The sequence below is a fragment of the Lentzea sp. CA-135723 genome (assembly GCF_050936595.1).
Lineage (GTDB): Bacteria > Actinomycetota > Actinomycetes > Mycobacteriales > Pseudonocardiaceae > Lentzea.
In genome coordinates this window covers 6,189,000-6,209,792 of sequence record NZ_JBNJMK010000001.1, presented here as the reverse complement: position 1 = coordinate 6,209,792, position 20,793 = coordinate 6,189,000, and the positions used below count along the sequence as shown (strand labels likewise).

The window sequence follows — 20,793 nt, the reverse complement described above, 5'->3', positions numbered from 1 at the left end:
TCCTCAACGCCCTGACGAGTGACCGCCGTGGCGCCTACAGTGGTGGGGTGACTGGTCTGACTGTCGGCTGGGATCACGACGTCGAGCTGTTGCTCGGCTTCCTGAACACTCGACACGTACTGGACAGTGAAGCCTCCTGGCGCGCATGGGTGACCGAGCGCGGCCTCGGGCGGAGCAGTGACCTCGCGCAGGCGCGCGCCGCTCGTGCGGCACTGCGGTCGTCCATCGAGGGGTCGTCAGGGCCTCAGACGGCAGCGGGCGTCGTGCACATCGAGCTGACCGACGGCGTTCCGGTGCTGTCCAGCTCGGACGCGCTCGGCGCGGTGCTCGCCGCGTCGGCCCGCCTCGCCGTGCTGGGCTCGTGGGAACGCTTCAAGATCTGTCCGGCAGAGGATTGCCTGAGCGCGTTCTTCGACCGTTCGCGCAACCGCTCGCGCACCTGGTGCTCGATGCAGGTGTGCGGGAACCGCGAGAAGGCCCGCACGTTCCGAAAACGCACTCGCGATCTTCAGAACAGCACGTTGGCCACGGTGTAGATCACCAGGCCGGCGAGCGCGCCGACCACGGTGCCGTTGATCCGGATGAACTGCAGGTCCCTGCCGACCTGCAGTTCGATCTTGCGCGAGGTCTCCTCGGCGTCCCAGCGCTCGACGGTGTCCGTGATCAGCGTGGTGATCTCCGCGCGGTAGTTCTGCACGACGTACCCGGCGGCCTGCTCCAGCCAGCCGTCGACCTTGGCGCGCAGCTCCGGGTCGTCCGTGAGGTTGGTGCCGAGGGTGATGATGCCCTGGGTGACGCGCTTGCGGAGCTCGCTCGACGGGTCCTCGGCGGCGTCGAGGAGCATCTTCTTGGCCGTGCCCCAGGCGCTGCTGATGACCTTCTGCACGTCGGGGTGGTTGATCACCTGCTGCTTGACCTGCTCGGCGCGTTGCATGGTGGCCGGGTCGGTCTGCATGTCGTTCGAGAACTCGATCATGAACTGGTCGACGGCGAGGCGCATCGGGTGGTTGACGTCGGTCTTGACGGCCCACGCGAAGTTGACGAGCTCGGTGTAGACCTTGTCGCCGAGCATGGCGTCCACGAACTTGGGCGACCACGTGGGCGCGCGGTCCGTGACGATGAGGCTGACCTTGTCGTAGTTGTCGCGCACCCACTCGTAGGCGCGGTCGCACATGAGGTCGACGAGCTTGTGGTGCGCGCCGTCGCCGAGGACCTGGCCGAGCAGCTTGCCGAGCGGCGGGCCCCACGGCTTCGCGGTGACCCGTTTGACGATCGCCTGCTCCAGGACTGCCTGGACCTCCTCGTCCTTGAGCACGGTGATCGCGCCCTTGAGGACGTTCGACAGCTCGGTGGTGAGGCGTTCGGCGTTCTCCGGCTGCTTGATCCACGCACCGGCGCGTTCGGCGATGCCGGCCCTCCTGAGCTTGTCCTGCACCACTTCCGGGCTGAGGAAGTTGACGCCGACGAAGTCGCCGAGCGTCTGGCCGAACATGTTCTTGCGCTCGGGGATGATCGCGGTGTGCGGGATCGGGAGCCCGAGGGGGCGGCGGAAGAGGGCCGTGACGGCGAACCAGTCGGCGAGCGCGCCGACCATGCCCGCCTCCGCGGCCGCCCGCACGTAGCCGACCCAGGCGCCCTCGAACGCGTGGGTGGCGAAGAAGATGACCGTCGCGCCTATCAGGAAGCTCGTCGCGACGAGCTTCATCTTGCGCAGGTCGGTGCGCTTCTGCTGGTCAGCGGCGGTCAGTTGCTCCACGACACCATTGTCCGTGAAGATCCTGCGTTGTGCGGGTACCAGCGCTAGTTCCCCGGTTGCAGCCGTTCACGTCGACCATCTTCGCGGAGATGACGGCGCTGGCCGTGCAGCACGACGCCGTCAACCTCGGTCAGGGCTTCCCCGACACCGACGGCCCGGCGTCGATGCTCTCGGCAGCCCAGTCGGCGATCGCGTCCGGGGTGAACCAGTACCCGCCCGGTCCCGGCATGCCGGTGCTGCGCCGGGCCGTCGCCGCTCACCGGTCCCGGTACGGGTTGTCCTACGACCCCGACTCCGAGGTGCTGGTGACCGTCGGCGCGACCGAGGCGATCGCGGCTTCTCTGCTGGCCCTGGTCGAGGCCGGCGACGAAGTGATCCTGATCGAGCCCTACTACGACTCGTACGCCGCTTCCGTCGCTCTTGCCGGCGCGACCCGTGTGACCGTTGGTCTGCGTGAGGACGCGTCCGGCCGTTTGGCGTTGGACGTCGATGCGCTGCGTGCGGCCGTGACGCCTCGTACGCGCGCTGTGCTGGTGAACTCGCCGCACAACCCGACCGGCACCGTGTTCCGCTTGGAAGAACTCCAAGCCATCGCTGCCCTGTGCGTCGAGCACGACCTGCTGGCGATCACCGACGAGGTCTACGAGCACCTGGTGTTCGACGACCTGGTCCACATCCCGCTGGCCTCGCTGCCGGGCATGGCGTCGCGGACGTTGTCGATCTCCGGCGCCGGCAAGACGTTCAACTGCACGGGCTGGAAGATCGGCTGGGTCTGCGGCCCTGCCGAGCTGGTCTCGGCGGTGCGCGCCGCGAAGCAGTTCATGACCTTCGTGGGCGGCGCCCCGTTCCAGCCGGCCGTGGCCCACGCCCTGACCGCCGAACTGGACTGGGTCTCGTCCCTGCGCGACTCCCTGGCCTCGAAGCGGGCCCGCCTGGCCGAGGGCCTCCGCGCCGCGGGCTTCGAGGTGCGCTCCTCCGAGGGCACCTACTTCATCTGCGCCGACGTCAGGCCGTTGGGCTATGCCGACGGCCTGGCGCTGTGCCGCGACCTGCCGGCCCGCATCGGCGTCGCGGCCGTCCCCGTCCAGGTCTTCACCGACCGCCCGGACGACTGGAAGCACCTGATCCGGTTCGCCTTCTGCAAGCAGGACGCCGTCATCGACGAAGCCGTGGAACGCCTCCACAAGCTGTAGTTGTCCACAGGTGTGGATGAGTTCCTCCACACCTGTGGACAACCCACTTTCGAGTGACTCCGGGAGCCTCCCGGACCGTGTTCGACTCCAAATGGCATGGAATCGAACACGGAGCTTCTAGTCGGCTGGCGCGCGGGCACCGTGGGCTGGGACGCGTTGGTCGAACGCTACTCACGCCTCGTCTGGTCGGTGCCCAGATCGTTCCGCCTGAGCCACGCCGACGCGGCCGACGTCTACCAGTGCACCTGGCTCTGCCTGGCCGAACACCTCTCTCGAGTGCACTCACCCGAGCACCTGGCGTCGTGGCTGGTCCGTACCGCGACACGTCAGTCGATCGCCGTCCTGCGGGTGCGCGGCCGCGAGGTGTCGACCGACCTCTGGGAGCCGGTGTCGTCCCAGCCCACACCCGACGAGGTGGCGATCACCTCGGAACGGCAGCGCCGGCTGTGGGCAGCTCTGACGACCTTGTCCGAGAGGTGCCAACGCCTCCTGCGGATAGCTGCCCACAACCCCGAACTGAGTTATGCACAGGTTGCCGACGCCCTGGGGATGAAGGTGGGGAGCGTTGGCTCGACGCGCACCCGTTGCCTGGCTGACCTGCGCCGGAAGGTGGCGGACCTGCGATGAGGGACTCACTGCTCGACGAGATCGCCGGCCTCTTCCACCTCGACGCACCACCACCGGCCCTCGCCCCGCGGCCGACCGGCCTCGACCCCATGCACCCAGTCCACGAACCTGTCCGCGGCTCCTCCCGCCAGCTCGTCTTCCACGTCGGCACCGGCCGCCTCCACCTCCAGCTCGACCCCACCCCGACCGGCCTCCGCCTGACCGGCGTCCTGGACGAGGTCCATCCGGTCGAGGTCCGTTCCCCGGAGTCGGCCCGAGCCCTGGCACCGGACGCCGAAGGGTGGTTCCGCGCCGACGTCAGCTCCGGCCCGCTGTGCGTGACCGTGCCGGACCTGGGCCTGACGACGGGATGGTTCGTCGCATGAGCGCCACCACCGACCCGCGGGCCACCATCGCCACCACCGAGGTTCGTGGCTCCAAGGCCCAACGAGCCGACGCGCTGCACGACCTCAGCGTCGCCCACGTCGAGCTCGGCCACCTCGACGTCGCCGCCCGGTTCGCGAAACGCGGCCTCAAGCTGACCGGCGAGGCACGGTTCCACCTGACGTTGGCGTGGATCGAGCTGGACCGGGGGCGGCCGAGGCAGAGCCTCCAGCACCTCGACCTCGCCACTCCTCACCTGCGGGGTGCGGAGTTGGCGCGGGCACGGTGCCTGCGCGGGCTGCACCTCTGCGGGTCGGCCGAGCCTCGGCTGGCGATCGCCGAGCTCACCGCGGTGATCAGGGAGTTGCGGAGGTACGGGGACCAGAGGTGGCTGGCCAACGCCCTCGTGGGGCGTGGGATCGCGCGGTGCCACGCGCTGAAACTCGGTGAGGCGGAAGCCGACTTCGGCTCGGCCGAGGTGGCGTTGAGGGCGGTCGGTGAACACGGGCGGGCGGCCATGTGCTTGCACAACAAGGGGTTCGCGGCGATGTTGGGCGGAGACGTGCCGCGTGCGCTCCGGTTGTACGAGGAGGCCGCGCGGTCGGGCCTGGACTCGGCGAGCAAGCCCGAGGCGCTCGTCGACCGGGCCGAGGCGTTGCTCGCCGCCGGGCTCACGACCGAGGCCCGGCGAGTGCTGGCGCCGGCGATGGAGTTGTTGCGGCGGTGCAATCGGCACGTACCGGAGCTGGCTGTGCTGAGCGCGCGGTGTGCGTTGCGGGACGGCGATCCGGGACCGGCGAAGAAGCTGGGCGGGAAGGACGTCGAGTTCATGCTCGCCGACGGAAAGCTGGATGCTGTTGCGGCGCACCGGTTTCGCGGGCCGGCGCAGACACGGGCGCTCGGGTGGCTCGCGCAGGCTCGGCGGTCGGGTCGGCGGGGTGCCCTGGCCGCCTGTCGGGCCGGGCTCAGGGTGCTGGACGAGCACCACGGCGACTGGCCTCGGCGGGAGTTGACCGGGCATGCGCTCTCGCTCGCCACCACCGCACGTGAAGTGCTCGAGTGGTCGGACCGGCATCGAGCCTCGGTTCCCTTGCCGCCCAACGACCCCGAGCTCGCCCGTGCCCTGGCGGAGTTGAGACGGGCCAGGGCCTTCGGGTTGCCGTTGGAGTCGCTGGAGAGGGATGTCCGACGGCTGTCGCTCGCCTCGGCAACGAGGAGGAAGCGGCACGAGGTGACGGCGGTGAGGCTGCCGTTGGTCAGTTTCGTCGTCCACGAAGGGCTGATGAAGGCGGTCACGGTGGTCGACGGGCGGGCGCGCATGCGCACGGTGCCCGACGTCGAGGAGATCGTCGGTGTCGCCCGGCTCGGGCTCAGGGCGGGGCGCGCGATCGCGAACGAGCTGCTGCCCGACGCGGAGGAGGTGGTCGTGATCCCCGACGGAGTGCTGCACGGGATGCCGTGGGCCGCGCTCGGACGACGGGTGCACGTCCTTCCCTCGATGCGGCATTGGCGTCCGGCGGCCAGGAGTGGGCGGCGGGTCTGGATCACCGGGCCAGGAGTGGGGCGAGAAGCGGTCGCGTTGCAGAAGCGCCACGGCGGGACGATTGCGCGATCCACTGTGGACGGGGCGCTCAGCGCGCTGGAAGGGGCCGGCGTTGCGCACATTGCGGCGCATGGGCACGTGAACGCGGAGAACCCGTTGTTCTCGTACCTCGAAATGGAGGACGGGCCCCTTTACGGGTACGACATCGCGCGAATCCGGAACCCGCCGGAAGTGGTCGTGTTGTCGGCGTGCGAGTCGGGGCTTGCGCGCGCGTTTCTCGACGCCGGCAGCAGGGCCGTCATCGCGAGCGTGCTCGACGTGCCGGACGCGCAGGTCAGCGCGGCCATGGAGCAGGTGCACGCGCTGATCGGGCACCCGGTGGAGGCGGCGAGGGCCGTCGCGCACCTCGGGTTCAGCTGTTACGGGACGGGCACCAGGGTGGCGGCGTGCAGGGCGGCGGCGAAGGAGGTGCCGGTGCAGAGCAGTTGGGAGGAGCCGACCGAGGAGGGGACGTCCACGGCGGGGGCGACCACGTTCACCCACGGGCCGTGGCCCGAGAACGGGTCGGTGGAGCCCACCGCCGTCACGGAGGGCAGCGCCGCCGGCCACCACGGGCGGGAGGTGCCGCCGTTGCCCGCGGAGGCCACCACGTTGCGGCCGCAGGAGGCCAGGACCGGCGGGCAGTCGTTGTCGAACGTGTAGGTGCCGGAGGCGACCAGGACCACGGGCAGGTCGCGGGTGGCTCGCAGAGCCGCGGCCAGGGTGAGGTCGTCGCCGAAGCCAGGGGCGGTCAGGACGGGGAACGGGCGGACGGTGGCGCCGTGGTGGCGGAGGACACCGGCGACGAGGGCGCCGTGCGGGGCCTCCAGCGGGGTGTCGAGCAACGCGACGGTGCCTTCGCCGAGGAGGTCGGGGAAGCGTTCGCCGATGACCGGGCGGGAGGTGCCGATCATGATCGGGCACGCCAGGTGGACGTGGTTCGGGGTGGCGCCGACCTCGCGGGCGATGGCGACGACGGCGTCCCGGTCGGAGGCCCTCAGGTGGATGCGGATGGCGCCCGCGGAGATCTCCTCGTGGGAGTAGGCCGATCGCAAGCGTTTGCGCACTGTGGGTGCGTCCGCTGGCAGCACAACCAGTTCCCCCGAACGGACCAAGCACTCGTTTGGACCCGCTTCGTCGTGCACCAGTACCGGCCCCACCGCGCGGGTGGCGTGATCGACCAGCTCAGAGAGGCTGTTGACCTGCTTGAGAGCGTCCACAACGGACACGATCCCCCGCCGCGACACGGTCCACAGGGGACCGAAGCGCAATGTCACTCGATCCGATGACGACACTGACGGTGTTCATGCCTGATCAGGGCAACACGGACAGCCGCACGAGAACGCCCTTCCGGGTGTTTCGCGCCGAGTTGGTTCACGAAGTCACTCTCCGGTGCTAGACATAGCTCTACGTCGACCTCCGACGGCGCGCTGTGCGTTGAGGGTGACCTGAAACGGTGGACGGGTGGTGATCCTGTGGCAGGTGGTGGAGCACGCGCACTGCTGCTGCGGGCCGCTGCGCTCGGCGGGTTCACCGCCGCCGCCTGGCTGCTGAGCGGCACGTCCGCCCACGCCGACACCCCGGAGGAAGCGCCCCCGGCCGTCGAGATCGTCGTGGAGACGCCCGCGGCGGACACCACGCCCGCGAAGGCCGAGGCTCCGCAGCTGCTCGAGGACCCCGCCGGCTGGGCCCAGGCCTTCACCGCGTCGATCATCGAGAAGCACCAGCCCGAGCGGTTCGTCCCGCCGGTCGTCGTACCGCCGGTCGTCACCGAGCCCGAGGAAGAAGAAGAGGACGAGGGCCCGACCCTCGACTTCGAGAGCGGCTCGCAGGGCGACACGCGCTACGGCGTCATCCGCAACGAGGCACCGGCCGAGGTCGTCGCCGCCAAGGCTCAGGTCCGCGAGGCCAAGATCGCTGCGAAGCTCGCGGCCGAGACCCCGCCGCCTCCACCTCCGCCCGCGCCGCCGGCCCCGATGGCCCGCAAGCTCGTGCCGCTTCTGCCCGATCTGCCCGTTCCTGCTCCGCAGCAGACCGAACCGGCTCCGGTGAGCGACCTCACGTGGTCCGTTCCCGGCCCGTCCGCCCCGCTGCCCTCCCAGCAGCAGGCCCCCGTGGTCGCGACGGCCTCCGCGTCGTCCGGCCACACCGACAACTCCGGCGGCACGCGAGGCGTGCTCGCCGTTCTGACGTCGCACAACTCGCTCTTCCCGCCCACCACGTGGTCGGTCGAGGAGCGTCGCGACGGCACTGCGCCCGGCAGCATTCCGGGCCTTCCGGCAACGTCCCCTGACTGAGTCCGACAGGACCAGTCTGCCTTCTGCGCGATTTGTGACCGTCTCGTTCCGTCGCGCGAGTAACTCCGCAACACATTTCCCGTTGTACGCAAGGAACCCAGTCTTCCTGACCTGCCAACCGCGCCCTGGCAGGTCGGGTCTGGTCCGAGTGCCGCGCTGCCCCCGCAGTCTCGGACCACACGGGAAACCTGCGGACGGGGGACGCCAATCCCTGGGTCGTCCCCCTCCGCAGGCCTCTCGTTTGCTAGTTCGTCGGCCCGGTCTCCACCGCTGCGGGAGACCGGGCCGACGTGTCTCACGCGACCGGCACTGACAGGTCGGCGTCCGCCGGAAACCCTGTTCCGGCAACGGATGCAGCCACCACACCCAAACGGCCGATCGCGAGACGCAGCACTTCGGGTGACTGCGTGTACGGCACTCGGAGCATCTGCTCGCACCCGCCGTGGACCGCGAACCGGGGACCTGGAACCAAACGCAGGCCGTGGTTCTGCGCCACGACGGCGACCCGCGTGCTCACCGGACCGTCGAGCGCGCACCACACCCCGAGCCCACCGGCCGGCACCGAAAAACTCCACTGTGGACAATGTTCGCGCAACGCCGCCACGGCCACGTCCCGCTGCACCAGCGCCTCGGCACGTCGTTGCGCCAGAACGGCTTCCGGCGACTCCAGCAACGCGGCCAGCACCAGCTGCTCGAACACCGGCGTGCCGAGGTCGATCGCCGCCCGCGTCGACAGCAGCCGGTGCACCAGGTCGGCGGAGGCCCTGATCCACCCGATCCGCAGGCCACCCCAGTGCGACTTGCTCGCGGACCCCAGCGTCACCACCGAGTCCCCGCCGAACGCCGCCATCGGCAACGGCGAAGGGCCCGAATCCAACGCCAGCTCCACCAAGGTCTCATCCACGACCAATGGAGTACGCGCTTTCCGCAACACGGCGGAAAGCATTTCCCGCGACTCGGACGACATTCGAAGTCCGGTCGGGTTCTGGAAGTCGGGAATCAAATAGGCCAAACGGGGGCCCGCCTGCCGCAAAGCGGCCTCGAATCCGTCGAGATCCCACCCGTCCGCCAGCATCGGCACGGGCACCGGGATCCCGAACGACGCCCGCACGGCCTCCAGCGCGTTGGGGTAGCTCGGCTGCTCCACCAGCACCCGGTCACCCGGCCCGACGAACAGCCGCAGCACCAGCGCCCACGCGTGCTGGGCCCCGGACGTCACCACGATCTGGTCGGGCGAGGTCGGCAGCCCGCGCGCCGCGTACCGGTCGGCGATCCGCTGCCGCAGCACCGGCAGCCCGCGCTCGTCGTACCCGTGCGACGCGAGGTGCTCCGGCATCCGCCCCATCGCCACGTCCATCGCGAGCCGCACGGACGGCAACGCCGGAGGCGCGGCGCGGGACAGGTCGATCAACGTGTCGTCGCCCCCGGTGATCCCCCCACCGGAACCGACCGGTCCGTTGATCCACGACCCGGCGCCGCGCCGCGACTCCACCACCCCCTCGGTGCGCAGCTGGTCCAGTGCCGCGGTGATGGTGGTGCGGCTCACGGGCAACGCGTCGGTGAGCTCCCGTTCGGACGGCAGCCGCGTCCCGACCGGCAGCCGGCCGTCCGCGACCAGCAGTTTCAGCGCCGCGACGAGGTCGACCGTCCCCTGCCGGGCGCCTCCACGCCGCCACTCGCCCAGCAACCGCGCGAGCCGGGCACCCGAAATACGTCCACCTGGTGGGAGCATGAGGCCAATTATGACGAATTGGCTATGGATTACCAGGCCAATCGAAGCGCAACATGGCCACATGGCCTCCATGACCGCACTCCACCAGGTCTCCGTCCGGATCTCCCCCGCCCGCCGCCTCCCGCAGCTCGCCGCAGGCCTGTGGCTCTACGGCGCGAGCATGGCGTTGCAGATCCGCGCGACGCTCGGCCTGAACCCGTGGGACGTGCTGCACGAGGGCCTCGCGAAGCGCACCGGGCTGAGCTTCGGCCTGATCACCGCGATCATCGGCGTCCTGGTCCTGCTGGCCTGGATTCCGCTCAGGCAGAAGCCAGGCGTCGGCACGGTCGCGAACGTCGTGCTGATCGCCGTCAGCGTCGACGTGACGCTCGCGATCCTGCCCGCCCCGCAAGGACTTCTGCCGAGAATCGTGTTCCTGACGCTGGGCATCGTGCTCAACGCCGTGGCGTTCGCCGCGTACGTCGGCTCCCGCCTCGGACCGGGCCCGCGCGACGGCCTGGTCACCGGTTTTTGCCGCCGCACAGGCATTTCCCTGCGCGTCACGCGGACCGTGCTCGAGCTGCTCGTGCTCGCCACCGGCTGGCTGATCGGCGGCACGGTCGGCATCGGCACGGTCCTCTACGCGCTCGGCGTCGGCCCGCTCGCGCAGCTCTTCCTGCCCGCGCTCACGTGGCGCGAGCGCTCGCAGCCCGCTTGCGGATCTCCCCGTACGTGACCCCTCGCTCGGTCAGCACCTCCGCCACGATTCCCTTGCCCTGCAACAGAGCCAGCAGGATGTGCTCCACCCCGAGGTAGTTGTGGCGGAGGTCGCGGGACTCGCGCAGCGAGTTCTCCAGCGCCTTCTTGAAGTCCGGCTCCAGCGGCATCCCGAACCACCGCCGGCGCGGACCCGGCCGCAGAATCCCCTTCCCGAGCGACTGCTCCGCGGTCTCGATCACCGCGTCGACGTCGATTCCCAGGCCCCGCAACGCTTCCGCGTCGGCCTTGGTCAGCCCGCCCTTGCGCCGGTAGTCGAGGAACGCCGTCTCCAGCTCCGCACGCGGCAGGTCGAACCCCGCCAGCACCGGCGCTTCGAGCAGCGCCAGCATCAGGTGCTCCACGCCGACCTCGGGCGCGTGCACCCGTTCGGCCTCCTTCACCGCGGCCTTCACGGCCTCGCGGGCCTCCTTGGTGAACCGCTCCGCGATCATCATCGACCCCCGTGCTTCTTGTGGACCGCCTGGCGGGACACCCCGAGCTCCGCCGCGATGTCCTGCCACGACCAGCCCTGCGTCCGCGCGCTGCGGACCTGGGCGGCCTCCAGGTGTTCGAGCAGTCGCCGCAACGCGCTGACGGCGCGCAACCCGACCTTCGGGTCGCGGTCGCCTGCCGCTGTGGCGAGATCCGTTGCCTCCGTCATGATGTCAACGTACGTTGACAACCCGGATCCGTCAACCAATGTTGACACGTACGGTGGAGCCGTGAAGATCGAGACTGCTGAACAGGCAGCACCGGGACGCACCACCGAGGACCGCATCCGGGTCACGACCAACGCCGTCATCGTGCTCGACGGCGTCACCTCACGAAGGCCGCCCGACCGCAACGGCGGTTGGTACGCCTCGGAACTCGCCGACGAACTCGCGCACCTGATGAACCAGGACCCGCTGACCGAGGTCCTCGCCCAGGCGATCAGGAACCTCGCCGAACGCCACGACCTGATCCCCGGCGACTCCCCGTCGTGCACCGCGTCGATCGTCCGCTGGACCGACGACGCGATCGACGCCCTCGTCCTCTGCGACACCCCCGTGGTCGCGTTCGGACAGTCCACTCACGTCCTCGAAGACACCCGGCTCGAAGACCTGAGGCCGGATCCCGACATCCTCCGGTGGAAGAACAAGCCGGGCGGCTACTGGGTCGCGGAGGCCGATCCGACCGCTGGACTCCAGGCCGTCACGACCTCCTGGCGCCGCACCGAGATCACGAGTGTGATCGCTCTCACAGACGGCGTCTCCTGCGGGGTGTCCGAGTACGGACTCTTCGCGTGGGACGACCTGAAGCAATTGCCGTTGAGCGAAGTGCTCGACCGAATCCGCGAAGCGGAGCGCGGTGATTCGGAGCACAAGCGGTGGCCGCGCCACAAAACGCACGACGACCAGGCGATCGCGCGAATCTCCTTCACCGCATGACGAAAGAAGCCCCGCAGAGATCTGCGGGGCTTCTTTCGAAGAAGGATGGCCAGGGGCGGGGTCGAACCGCCGACCTACCGCTTTTCAGGCGGTCGCTCGTACCAACTGAGCTACCTGGCCATGAGAAGAAAAAGCGACCCAGACGGGACTCGAACCCGCGACCTTCGCCGTGACAGGGCGACGCGCTAACCAACTGCGCCACTGGGCCTTGCTTCTTGCTTGTCGTACCGTACTACATGTTACTGCGTGCCCCCAACGGGATTCGAACCCGCGCGACCGCCTTGAAAGGGCGGGATCCTAGGCCGCTAGATGATGGGGACTAGCTGGTCTCTGGAAGCATCGTAAGCATATGCCATAGGTCCGCGCACCTCCAAAACGGGGGTCCCGCACATGCGCTGACCTGCCCAAACCCCCTTCAGGGCGAAAACCCTCAGATCAACAAACGCCTGTTCAGGGCCTCGGAGGCCCGTCACGCCGGTTCAGGAGCAGTTTGTGATCCAGACAACTTCCAGCCGGAAGACGTCACGCACGGCAGGACGTACCCCAGAACCTCGCGCATCCGTTCCGGGAAATCGGCGCACGCCGTCGTCGCCGAGGAGATCAACCGCGAACCCAGCGCGGCACTGCACAACGTGCGGGCGACGGCCTCGGGATCGACACCGGGACGCAGGTCGCCGCGGGCGGCCGCCTCGATCACGTACGCGGCGACGAGCTTCTCCCACATGACGTGCGTGCTCGGCACCCCCGGATAGCCGACCTCGCGATCGGCGTTGAGCCGCACGCCGGCGCGCAGCACGACGTCCGCCGCCATCCGGTCGGCCGACTCCACGAACATCCCGTGCAGGGTGCTCAGCGGATCGGCGCCGCGTTCCCGCCACGCCTCCCGCACCCGCGCCCACAGCTCGCCCTGGCGTTCGATCAACGCGTCGGCGACCGCTTCCTTGGAGGGGAAGTGGAAGTAGAACGCGCCCTTGGTCAGCCCAGCGCGCGCGAGCACGGCCGTGAGCGACGTGCGCTCGTAGCCGAGCCGGTCGAACTCCTCCGCCGCGGCGTGCAGTATCGCCTCGCGCGTCGCGTGCGCCCTGTCCTGCTGGGGCATGAGCAGAGGTTAGCCGTTGCCGCGAAAGAGACCCGTGGGTATGTTTCGGGATGCGGCCCTGTTCCGACAGACGCGCTCCGGGGGGTGCGCGCCTCGAAATCAGGGCCGCTTTCGCGTGCTCACCGCTGCACCGGAGGCATCCCCCCGTCCTCGCCCGGCGACAGGCCCAGCATGTCGAGCAGCATCCGGCAGTCCTCCGCGCCGAGAGCACTGCGCGCGACCGCGAGCCTCGCCCGGTGGACCTGGTCGTCGGAGATCCGCGATGGCTCTCCGCTTCGTTGGGCCGGCACGTTCGGCCCGCCCCGTTGTGACATGCCGTCGTCCTGGGTGAACAGGAACTTCCGCACTTCCAGCGACCCGCTCATAGCACCCTCCCCGACTTGAGGTGTGTCGGGAGGCTAAGCGACCTGGGACAACGGCCGCAGCCCCCCGCAGAGTGATTCCACCGACACCCAGCGTTACTTTCCGTACAGGTGCCGCACGTGTCTTGTGGGGAACTGCCCAGGGGATGATGGACCCATGACCGACCCCACGCCGGAGCCTTCCCCCGAAGCAGAGGGCCAAAACGCGTCCCAGATACCGCCAGCGGTCGACCAGGAGGCGATCTTCAAGGCGCTCAGCGGCATCGACCTGAACACCATCGACGCCGACATCGAGTCCGCCTTCGGGTCCCGGATGGCCGAGCTCGACAAGATGCTCGAAGGCCTCGACGACCTGGTCAACAAGATCGAGACGGATCTCCAGAAGCTGGACCAGCCGAAACCCGAGAGTCCTCAGTAGATCCCGTACCCCAGGGGGGTATAGACTCGGAGTCCCGTACGAGAAAGGGCTCCGATGAGCGTCAGCGCCACCTACACCGTCACCGGCATGACCTGCGGCCACTGCGTCAGCTCCGTCACCGAGGAGCTGAACGAGGTCGCCGGTGTCACCGGGGTCGACGTCGTCCTCGAGACCGGCGCCGTCACCGTGACCAGTGACCGCGAACTCGACCGCGCCGACGTCGTCGCCGCCGTGACCGAGGCCGGGTACCAGGTCGCATGACCACCACCGAGCCTCGCCACGTCGAGCTCTCGATCAGCGGCATGACGTGCGCTTCCTGTGCGAACCGCATCGAACGCAAGCTGAACAGGCTCGACGGCGTCTCCGCCACCGTGAACTACGCGACCGAGAGGGCCAGCGTTCAGTTCCCGGAGAACCTGCAGGTCGGCGACCTCGTGTCGACGGTCAGGGCGGCGGGCTACGACGCGGAGGAGCCCCAGCCGGAGGCTCCCGAGGTGGACGAGGCCGGTGAGCTGCGGCTGCGCGTCGTGCTGGCCGTCGCGCTCGGCGTGCCGGTGATCGCGTTCTCGATGGTCCCGGCGTGGCAGTTCCCCACGTGGCAGTGGGTTTCGCTGGCGCTGGCCAGCGTGGTCGTCTGGGTGTGCGGCTGGCCGTTCCACCGTGCCGCGTTCGTCAACGCGCGGCACGGCGCCAGCACCATGGACACCCTGGTCTCGATGGGCGTCACGGTCTCCTACCTGTGGTCGCTCTACGCGCTGGTGTTCGGCGACGCCGGCGCGATCGGGATGCGGCACGAGTTCAGCCTGCTGCCCCGCCCCACCACCTCCGGTGACATCTACCTGGAGGTCGCGGTCGGCGTGACCGTGTTCCTGCTGCTCGGGCGCTGGCTGGAGGCCCGGTCCAAGCGCAGCGCGGGCGCGGCCCTGCGGTCGTTGCTCGCGCTGGGCGCCAAGGACGTGGCGGTGCTGCGCGACGGCGTCGAGACCCGCGTGCCGGTCGGTCAGCTCCGGGTCGCTTCGAGGTTCGTGGTCCGTCCGGGTGAGCGCATCGCCACCGACGGCCTAGTGGTCGAGGGCAGTTCGGCTGTGGACCGCTCGATGGTGACCGGAGAATCGGTGCCGGTGGAGGTCGGTGCCGGCTCCTCCGTCGTCGGCGGCACCGTCAACGCGGGCGGGCGGCTGGTCGTCGAGGCCACCTCGGTCGGCGCGGACACCCAGCTCGCGCGGATGGCCCGGCTGGTCGAGCAGGCCCAAGCGGGCAAGGCCGAGGTGCAACGGCTGGCGGACCGCGTGTCCGCCGTGTTCGTCCCCGTGGTCGTGCTGATCGCGCTGGCGTCGTTCGGCGCGTGGCTGCTCGCCGGACGGCCGCTGGAGTTCGCGGTGACGACGGCGGTGGCGGTGCTGGTGATCGCCTGCCCGTGCGCTCTCGGTCTCGCGACGCCCACGGCGTTGCTCGTCGGCACCGGTCGCGGCGCGCAGCTCGGGATCCTGGTGAAGGGCCCCGAGGTGCTGGAGTCGACGCGGCGCGCGGACACGGTGGTGCTCGACAAGACCGGCACCGTGACGACCGGCCGGCTGACGCTGGTCGACGTGGTCCCCGCCGCCGGCGTGCCGCGCGACGAGGTGCTGCGGTTCGCCGCGGCCGTCGAGAACGCGTCGGAACATCCCATCGGCGCGGCGATCGTGCGTGCCGCAGAAGACGTGCCTCCGGTGTCGGACTTCGTTTCCACGGACGGCGTCGGCGTCAGCGGAGTGGTCGAGGGCCGCCGGGTCGTCGTCGGACGAGTGCGCGACGTTTCCCTTTCCGAAGAACTGACCGAGGCACTGGCCGCCCACACAACTCGGACAGTTGTCGCGGTTTCCTTTGATGACAAGGTTGTCGGTCTCATCGCGGTCTCGGACGTCGTGAAACCCACGTCCGCACAAGCGATTGCGGAACTCAAGGAACTCGGTCTCCGTCCCGTCCTGCTGACCGGCGACAACGCCGCCACGGCCCGCGAGGTCGCCGCGGAGGTCGGCATCGACGACGTCATCGCCGAGGTGCTGCCCTCCGGCAAAGTCGAGGCGGTCCGGAATCTCCAGGCACAGGGCCGAGTTGTGGCCATGGTGGGCGACGGCGTGAACGACGCGCCGGCCCTCGCGGCCGCTGATCTGGGGCTGGCCATGGGAACCGGCACCGACGTGGCCATCGAGGCGAGCGACCTCACCCTGGTGCGCGGCGACCTGCGCGTGGCGGCGGACGCGATCAGGTTGTCCCGCAAGACTTTGGGCACCATCAAGGGGAATCTGTTCTGGGCGTTCGCCTACAACATCGCTGGACTGCCACTCGCGGCACTCGGTCTGCTGAACCCCATGATCGCGGGTGCCGCAATGGCCTTCAGCAGCGTGTTCGTTGTTACCAACAGCTTGCGACTACGGGGTTTCCGTTCATCGGCAACATAAGAACTTCGTTCGGAACACTCCCCAACCCCAGCGTGCGCGTGCAACAATCCAAAAGCTGACACACCCCCGGTCAGCGCCTGTGGAGATCCCCTCCGGCCCCCGCGTTCCTCCCCCTGGCGCGGGGGCCTCTCCCTCTGCGCAAGGCTGCTCGGCTTGCGCCTTCGCCGCCTTGCGGGACTCGGAGTGCTCATCTGGGGGCCGCGCCCCCAGACCCCCAGCTCGGGGCGAGCCCCCGAACCCCCATCCGGTGTTCCCGGCGGCGCATCCCGCTGTGGCCGGGTTTCGAGGCTGGCCCCCCGAACCTCCATCCGGTGTTCTCGGCGCGCGATCCGCTGTGGCGCGGCTAGCGGTTCGACACCTCGTTCGCGTGAAGAGCCGCGGTCACTTCACCCCCTGGCTCACCGCTCGGCCCTGCGGAGATCCACTCTGAGTAGCACCCATTTACACCTTGGGGTGACCCGGGTCACAGGGGTTTGGCTTCCGTGACCGAGCCGTTATCGTGTTCCGGTGCCTATTGGATCCCTCGGACGCTCCAAGTCCGGCCGTCACCGTGATGCGGACGAACCGCAGCCCGCGGAGACGTCGCACGACGAGGAGCTGACCTCTTACCTGGCCGCCCTGGCCCCGGACGCGGACAACGAAACGACCGCGTCGGGCTTCGGCAGTGCGCAGGTGTACCAGCTGAGGCTGCAGCTCATGGCCAACGAGCAGCTCAAGGAGCTCGCCGCCGAACGTCAGACCTCCCCGCAGGCTCTCGCCACGGAGTGGGTCATGCAGCGCCTGGAGTGGGAAGCGCGCCAGCGCGGCCACTAGAACCAGAGCAACGAAGAAGGACCCTCTACCGAGCCCGGTAGAGGGTCCTTCTCGCGTACGGCTCTTGTTGCGGCTTCTACAGACTTCAGACCGCGCGGACGTTCTGGGCCTGCGGACCCTTGGTGCCCTGGCCGACCTCGAACTCCACTCGCTGGTTCTCCTCCAGGGTGCGGAAGCCCTGACCCTGGATCTCCGAGTAGTGGACGAAGACGTCAGCGCCGCCGTTGTCCTGGGCGATGAAGCCGAAGCCCTTTTCGGAGTTGAACCACTTGACAGTGCCCTGTGCCATGAACCTGCCTCCATCGCAGGAAAGCTTGGGGCTGCACTTTGCAACCCCGGCCGTCCCGGGGGCGTTCGGCAAACTCGCTGAGAGCGCACCGCACGCCCGCGTGTCGTTCCGCGAGCGTGTGAAGCACGAACACAGAAACCACGGCCTGCGCGGGTCAGCCTAACGTGTGATTGGTCATAGCACTACAGGTCATTACTGGCCAGTTGCGTGCCTCAATAGGCGCAAACCCGCTGGTCCAGGTGGGTGATCGCAATCTGCGGAGCAACGTGTTCCACCCCCGTGCGTCCTCTTCAACATCGGACGAGGGGATCTTGGGGGAGCACGTGTTCAGGCCACTGGTTTTGGTTGCACTGCTGGGTTTGGCCGCCTGCAGCGCCGCACCTGAGGGGACGCCGGCAGGGCCCGTCACCCAGGAGAAGGCGAAGGCCGCGCTGACGGTGACACCGGCGTCGGGCGAGGGGATCAGCCCCGCCGGACCGTTCGAGGTCGGGGTGACCGGGGGTGCGCTCACCGCCATCGCACTCACGAACGCCGAGGGCAAGGCGGTGCAGGGGGAGCTCACCGCCGGGCGCTGGGTCGCGACCGAGGACCTGGGCTACGACAAGCTCTACACGTGGTCCGGGTCGGCCAGGGGTGAGGACGGCGGCGAGGTGCCGGTCAGCGGCTCGTTCCGGACGGTCAAGCCCGCGAAGCTCACCAGCGCGAAGCTCAACGTCGGCGACGGTCAGACGTACGGCGTCGCGATGCCGCTGAAGGTGACCTTCAGCGCGCCGGTGCAGGACAAGGCCTCCGTGCAGAAGTCCATGACCGTCAAGACGTCCGTGGCGACCGAGGGCGCGTGGGCGTGGCTCTCCGACACCGAGGCGCACTGGCGGCCGCGGGAGTACTGGAAGCCGAACACCGAGGTGCGGCTGGACATCGACGTCTACGGTGTGCCGTTCGGCGGGGGCGCTTACGGCAAGACCGACATGCACGCGCAGTTCAAGATCGCGGACCGCGCGCTGGTGGCCAAGGCGAACACCCAGACCAAGCGGTTCGAGATCTACCGCGACGGCACGCTGCTGCACGACTTCCCGGCGTCCTACGGCATGGAGGACGACCCGCGCGCCGTCAGCCGTTCCGGCATCCACGTGGTGCAGCAGAAGGAAGCCTCGCGGCTGATGACCAACCGGACGTTCAACTACGAGAACATCCCGGTCACCTGGGCCGTGCTGATCTCCCAGAACGGCGAGTTCGTGCACGAGAACAACGGCACGATCGCCAAGCAGGGCAAGGAGAACGTGTCGCACGGGTGCGCGAACCTGTCCGGCGCCAACGCGAAGATCTTCTACGACCTGACGATGGTCGGCGACCCGGTCGAGGTCACCGGCTCGACGATCCAGCTCGGCGCCACCGACCCGAGCGGTGTCGCGCCCGGTGACTTCTGGGAGTGGACGATCGACTGGGCCACCTGGACGTCGAAGTCCGCGGCGACGAACTAGGACTTCTCCGTGATGGCGGGTGGCTGCGGGATCTCGTAACCGGACGGACCGACGTTGCGTTCGAGGGCCCGCTTCCACTCACCGCTCGAGATCATCTTCTCGATCGCCGAGTTCACCTCGTCCCGGGACTCGGTGTCGCCCTTCGGCACGCCGATCCCGTACCGCTCCTTGGAGAACGTCTTGCCGACGAGCTTGAGCAGCTCGGGGTTCTCCGCCGCGAACCCGGCGAGGATGACCTCGTCGGTCGTGACGGCGTCGACGTTGCCCGCCATGAGAGCGATCACGCAGTCGGAGTACTGGCCGTACTCGACGATCTGCACCTGCTGCGAGAAGTCCGTCTTCACCTTCTGCGCGGAGGTGGATCCCTTGACCGAGCACAGCTTGCGGCCGTTCATGGTCTCCGGGCCCTGGATCGAGTCCTCGGTGTAGCGCACCAGCATGCCCTGGCCCGTCTCGAAGTACGGGCCGGCGAAGGCGACCTTCTCCTTGCGGGCGTCCGTGATCGAGTACGAGGCGATGATCAGGTCGGCCTCGCCGTTCTCCAGCATCGACTCGCGGGCGGCGCCGCGGGCCTCCTTGAACGTGATGCCGCTTTCCTTCACCCCGAGCTCGTTCGCCACGTACTTGGCGACCTCGACGTCGAAGCCGACGTACCGGCCGTCGAGGCGCCGCTGGCTCAGGCCCGGCTGGTCGTAGCGGATGCCGATGGTCAGCTTCCCGGAGTCAGCACGTCCGATGACTGTGCTGGTGTCACCGCTCCCACAGGCGGTGGCGAGCACCGCAACGGCAGTCAGGAGCGCGGCACGACGGATCACGACAGGCCTTCCGGGGGTGTGGTGGATTCGTGCGCAATGCTACGGACCTGCGGCGATGATCGACTGTGATGTATGACAACTACGGAAGCCTCGCTTTGCTCGGTGTCACATGCTTCCCGTGCCGTTCGATCGCGAGCCGCAGATGCCCCGGCGGAGCCAGCCTCCTGATCTTGCCGGGAACCAAAAGCGCAGCTCGGCGCATCATTCGCAGCCACCTGTCAGCGTGCTTGTACGGCTCTCGGCCGTGTAGTTCGAGCGCCCAGCCGGGTAGTACCGAGTAGGCCAGGTGGCCCACCAGGACCCGGTACGCGGGCAGTCCGTGGCGGACCCACCCTTGCACGGGCGGTCCGTGCAAGAAGGCGTAAATCACGTCCGATTCGTCCGTTCGACGCAGGTTTGGACGCATCCGTTCGAAGTAGTCGGCCATTTCCCGGCGCGAACCCGGGACCTCGTCCTCGTGCAGACCGACGAGCGTGGCGGCGAAACGCTGCTCCGCGTAGTACCGGTCCTTCTGCCGATCCGTCAGTCCGTAGCCCGCACGTGAGAGAACGTTCTCGAAACAGAAGACCTCCGAGCAATGAACCCACAGCAGCAGTTCGGGTTCGTCCACCCGGAACGTTCGGCCGTCAACGACACCGCGCAGGCTCCGGTGCGTGGCGCGGACCCGTGCCGCGGCGGCCGCGATGTCCTCGTCGGTGCCGTAGACGCCGAGGCCGACGAAGTCCGCCGTGCGCTTGAGCCTGCCGAGCGGGTCGGCCTGGAAGTTCGAGTTCTGCACGACACCGGCGACGGCCTTGGGGTGCAACGCTTGCAGGTACAGGCTCGCGATCCCGGCGATCCACATCGTCGGGTCGGCGTGCATCTGCCAGCTCACGGAGTTGGGATCGGGCATGCGGACATCGTCCCGCCTCGCCAGGATGAAGACCATGGACCTGGACCAGGCACGTGACGTGCTCCGCAGCCAGCACCGCGCGGTCTTCTGCGCGATCAAGTCCGACGGCACCCCGGCGATGTCGCCGGTGCTCGTGTCGCTGGACGACAACGGCGATGTGCTCGTTTCCACGAGGGCGACCGCGTACAAGACGAAACAGGTCCAGCGCGATCCGCACGTCTCGTTGTGCGTGCTGCCGGACAGCTTCTTCGGGCGGTGGATCCAGATCAACGGCACCGCGACGGTCGTGCCGCTGCCGGAGGCCATGGACCTGCTGGTCTCCTACTACCGGACGATCTCCGGCGAGCACAAGGACTGGAACGAGTACCGCGCCGCAATGGAACGCGAACAGCGCGTGGTCCTGCGGATTTCGCTCACCTCCGCCGGGCCGGACAGGACCGGGTGAGGCTGTAACACCGCCGGCGGGGA

Annotated in this window: 23 protein-coding genes and 3 tRNA genes; 14 read left to right on the top strand and 12 right to left on the bottom strand. The window is 68.9% G+C overall.

Annotation, left to right across the window (positions count from 1 at the left end):
• Positions 1-47 precede the first annotated feature (47 nt).
• On the top strand, positions 48-536 hold the full coding sequence (locus tag ACQEU1_RS28805; protein WP_433208226.1) for a CGNR zinc finger domain-containing protein: 489 nt from the start codon (positions 48-50) through the stop codon (positions 534-536).
• On the opposite strand, the gene ACQEU1_RS28800 is transcribed toward ACQEU1_RS28805, so the two are convergent.
• Entirely contained in the window at positions 509-1,756 is a 1,248-nt protein-coding gene (locus tag ACQEU1_RS28800) for a DUF445 domain-containing protein (protein WP_433208223.1), read from the bottom strand. The genes ACQEU1_RS28805 and ACQEU1_RS28800 overlap by 28 nt on opposite strands.
• Before the next feature lie 29 nt (positions 1,757-1,785).
• Between ACQEU1_RS28800 and ACQEU1_RS28795 the strand changes: the two genes are divergently transcribed.
• The 5 genes from ACQEU1_RS28795 to ACQEU1_RS28775 all read left to right on the top strand — a co-directional run bounded on the left by ACQEU1_RS28795 (position 1,786) and on the right by ACQEU1_RS28775 (position 7,818).
• The gene (locus tag ACQEU1_RS28795; RefSeq protein ID WP_433208220.1) at positions 1,786-2,949 is read left to right on the top strand and encodes a pyridoxal phosphate-dependent aminotransferase; all 1,164 of its coding nucleotides are present in this window, start codon (positions 1,786-1,788) and stop codon (positions 2,947-2,949) included.
• Positions 2,950-3,045: 96 nt separating this feature from the next.
• Positions 3,046-3,576 (top strand): RNA polymerase sigma factor, encoded by a 531-nt coding sequence (locus ACQEU1_RS28790; RefSeq protein WP_433208217.1) that lies wholly within the window; start codon positions 3,046-3,048, stop codon positions 3,574-3,576.
• On the top strand, positions 3,573-3,941 hold the full coding sequence (locus ACQEU1_RS28785; RefSeq protein WP_433208214.1) for a hypothetical protein: 369 nt from the start codon (positions 3,573-3,575) through the stop codon (positions 3,939-3,941). Before ACQEU1_RS28790 ends, ACQEU1_RS28785 begins: the two co-directional genes overlap by 4 nt.
• Positions 3,938-6,184 (top strand): CHAT domain-containing protein, encoded by a 2,247-nt coding sequence (locus tag ACQEU1_RS28780; RefSeq protein WP_433208211.1) that lies wholly within the window; start codon positions 3,938-3,940, stop codon positions 6,182-6,184. The genes ACQEU1_RS28785 and ACQEU1_RS28780 overlap by 4 nt, the downstream gene beginning before the upstream one ends.
• A gap of 812 nt (positions 6,185-6,996) precedes the next feature.
• Positions 6,997-7,818, top strand: coding sequence for a hypothetical protein (locus ACQEU1_RS28775; protein WP_433208208.1), 822 nt, complete (start codon positions 6,997-6,999; stop codon positions 7,816-7,818).
• A 295-nt stretch (positions 7,819-8,113) separates the two neighbouring features.
• On the opposite strand, the gene ACQEU1_RS28770 is transcribed toward ACQEU1_RS28775, so the two are convergent.
• A complete protein-coding gene (locus ACQEU1_RS28770; protein ID WP_433208205.1) occupies positions 8,114-9,550 on the bottom strand; it encodes a PLP-dependent aminotransferase family protein in 1,437 nt (478 codons plus the stop codon).
• A 61-nt stretch (positions 9,551-9,611) separates the two neighbouring features.
• Between ACQEU1_RS28770 and ACQEU1_RS28765 the strand changes: the two genes are divergently transcribed.
• Positions 9,612-10,265: a YczE/YyaS/YitT family protein gene (locus ACQEU1_RS28765; RefSeq protein WP_433208202.1), complete on the top strand. Its 654-nt coding sequence runs from the start codon at positions 9,612-9,614 to the stop codon at positions 10,263-10,265.
• Here ACQEU1_RS28765 and ACQEU1_RS28760 read toward each other — a convergent pair.
• Together ACQEU1_RS28760 and ACQEU1_RS28755 are read right to left on the bottom strand one after the other, a co-directional pair.
• Positions 10,216-10,743, bottom strand: a complete 528-nt coding sequence (locus ACQEU1_RS28760; RefSeq protein WP_433208199.1) for a Clp protease N-terminal domain-containing protein — start codon at positions 10,741-10,743, stop codon at positions 10,216-10,218. The genes ACQEU1_RS28765 and ACQEU1_RS28760 overlap by 50 nt on opposite strands.
• On the bottom strand, positions 10,740-10,949 hold the full coding sequence (locus ACQEU1_RS28755; protein ID WP_285645636.1) for an HTH domain-containing protein: 210 nt from the start codon (positions 10,947-10,949) through the stop codon (positions 10,740-10,742). The genes ACQEU1_RS28760 and ACQEU1_RS28755 overlap by 4 nt, the downstream gene beginning before the upstream one ends.
• Before the next feature lie 61 nt (positions 10,950-11,010).
• On the opposite strand from ACQEU1_RS28755, the gene ACQEU1_RS28750 reads away from it, so the two are divergent.
• On the top strand, positions 11,011-11,715 hold the full coding sequence (locus ACQEU1_RS28750) for a hypothetical protein (RefSeq protein WP_433208196.1): 705 nt from the start codon (positions 11,011-11,013) through the stop codon (positions 11,713-11,715).
• Between the two features lie 46 nt (positions 11,716-11,761).
• Here the strand turns inward: ACQEU1_RS28750 and ACQEU1_RS28745 are convergent.
• From ACQEU1_RS28745 to ACQEU1_RS28725, 5 genes are all read right to left on the bottom strand, one after another.
• A tRNA-Phe gene (locus ACQEU1_RS28745) sits at positions 11,762-11,835 on the bottom strand.
• A gap of 14 nt (positions 11,836-11,849) precedes the next feature.
• Positions 11,850-11,923 (bottom strand) — tRNA-Asp (locus tag ACQEU1_RS28740).
• Between the two features lie 39 nt (positions 11,924-11,962).
• Positions 11,963-12,035: transfer RNA gene (locus ACQEU1_RS28735), tRNA-Glu, on the bottom strand.
• Between the two features lie 149 nt (positions 12,036-12,184).
• On the bottom strand, positions 12,185-12,814 hold the full coding sequence (locus tag ACQEU1_RS28730) for a ScbR family autoregulator-binding transcription factor (protein WP_433208193.1): 630 nt from the start codon (positions 12,812-12,814) through the stop codon (positions 12,185-12,187).
• Between the two features lie 119 nt (positions 12,815-12,933).
• Positions 12,934-13,179, bottom strand: a complete 246-nt coding sequence (locus ACQEU1_RS28725) for a hypothetical protein (RefSeq protein WP_433208190.1) — start codon at positions 13,177-13,179, stop codon at positions 12,934-12,936.
• A 154-nt stretch (positions 13,180-13,333) separates the two neighbouring features.
• Here ACQEU1_RS28725 and ACQEU1_RS28720 point away from each other — a divergent pair, with 154 nt between their 5' ends.
• The 4 genes from ACQEU1_RS28720 (at position 13,334) to ACQEU1_RS28705 (ending at position 16,848) form a co-directional block, all read left to right on the top strand.
• Entirely contained in the window at positions 13,334-13,594 is a 261-nt protein-coding gene (locus tag ACQEU1_RS28720; protein ID WP_382441601.1) for a hypothetical protein, read from the top strand.
• 54 nt (positions 13,595-13,648) lie between these two features.
• Entirely contained in the window at positions 13,649-13,855 is a 207-nt protein-coding gene (locus tag ACQEU1_RS28715) for a heavy-metal-associated domain-containing protein (RefSeq protein WP_382441600.1), read from the top strand.
• Complete coding sequence (locus ACQEU1_RS28710; protein ID WP_433208185.1) at positions 13,852-16,035, top strand: heavy metal translocating P-type ATPase; 2,184 nt, start codon at positions 13,852-13,854, stop codon at positions 16,033-16,035. Before ACQEU1_RS28715 ends, ACQEU1_RS28710 begins: the two co-directional genes overlap by 4 nt.
• A 507-nt stretch (positions 16,036-16,542) precedes the next feature.
• The gene (locus ACQEU1_RS28705) at positions 16,543-16,848 is read left to right on the top strand and encodes a hypothetical protein (protein WP_433208182.1); all 306 of its coding nucleotides are present in this window, start codon (positions 16,543-16,545) and stop codon (positions 16,846-16,848) included.
• A gap of 85 nt (positions 16,849-16,933) precedes the next feature.
• On the opposite strand, the gene ACQEU1_RS28700 is transcribed toward ACQEU1_RS28705, so the two are convergent.
• The gene (locus ACQEU1_RS28700; protein ID WP_030477903.1) at positions 16,934-17,137 is read right to left on the bottom strand and encodes a cold-shock protein; all 204 of its coding nucleotides are present in this window, start codon (positions 17,135-17,137) and stop codon (positions 16,934-16,936) included.
• A gap of 359 nt (positions 17,138-17,496) precedes the next feature.
• Between ACQEU1_RS28700 and ACQEU1_RS28695 the strand changes: the two genes are divergently transcribed.
• The gene (locus tag ACQEU1_RS28695; protein ID WP_433208178.1) at positions 17,497-18,618 is read left to right on the top strand and encodes a L,D-transpeptidase; all 1,122 of its coding nucleotides are present in this window, start codon (positions 17,497-17,499) and stop codon (positions 18,616-18,618) included.
• Here the strand turns inward: ACQEU1_RS28695 and ACQEU1_RS28690 are convergent.
• Together ACQEU1_RS28690 and ACQEU1_RS28685 are read right to left on the bottom strand one after the other, a co-directional pair.
• Entirely contained in the window at positions 18,615-19,430 is an 816-nt protein-coding gene (locus tag ACQEU1_RS28690; RefSeq protein WP_433211849.1) for a glutamate ABC transporter substrate-binding protein, read from the bottom strand. The two genes, ACQEU1_RS28695 and ACQEU1_RS28690, sit on opposite strands and share 4 nt — an antisense overlap.
• An 82-nt stretch (positions 19,431-19,512) precedes the next feature.
• Entirely contained in the window at positions 19,513-20,325 is an 813-nt protein-coding gene (locus tag ACQEU1_RS28685; protein WP_433208175.1) for an oxygenase MpaB family protein, read from the bottom strand.
• On the opposite strand from ACQEU1_RS28685, the gene ACQEU1_RS28680 reads away from it, so the two are divergent.
• Positions 20,324-20,770: a PPOX class F420-dependent oxidoreductase gene (locus ACQEU1_RS28680; protein ID WP_433208172.1), complete on the top strand. Its 447-nt coding sequence runs from the start codon at positions 20,324-20,326 to the stop codon at positions 20,768-20,770. The genes ACQEU1_RS28685 and ACQEU1_RS28680 overlap by 2 nt on opposite strands.
• Positions 20,771-20,793 lie beyond the last annotated feature (23 nt).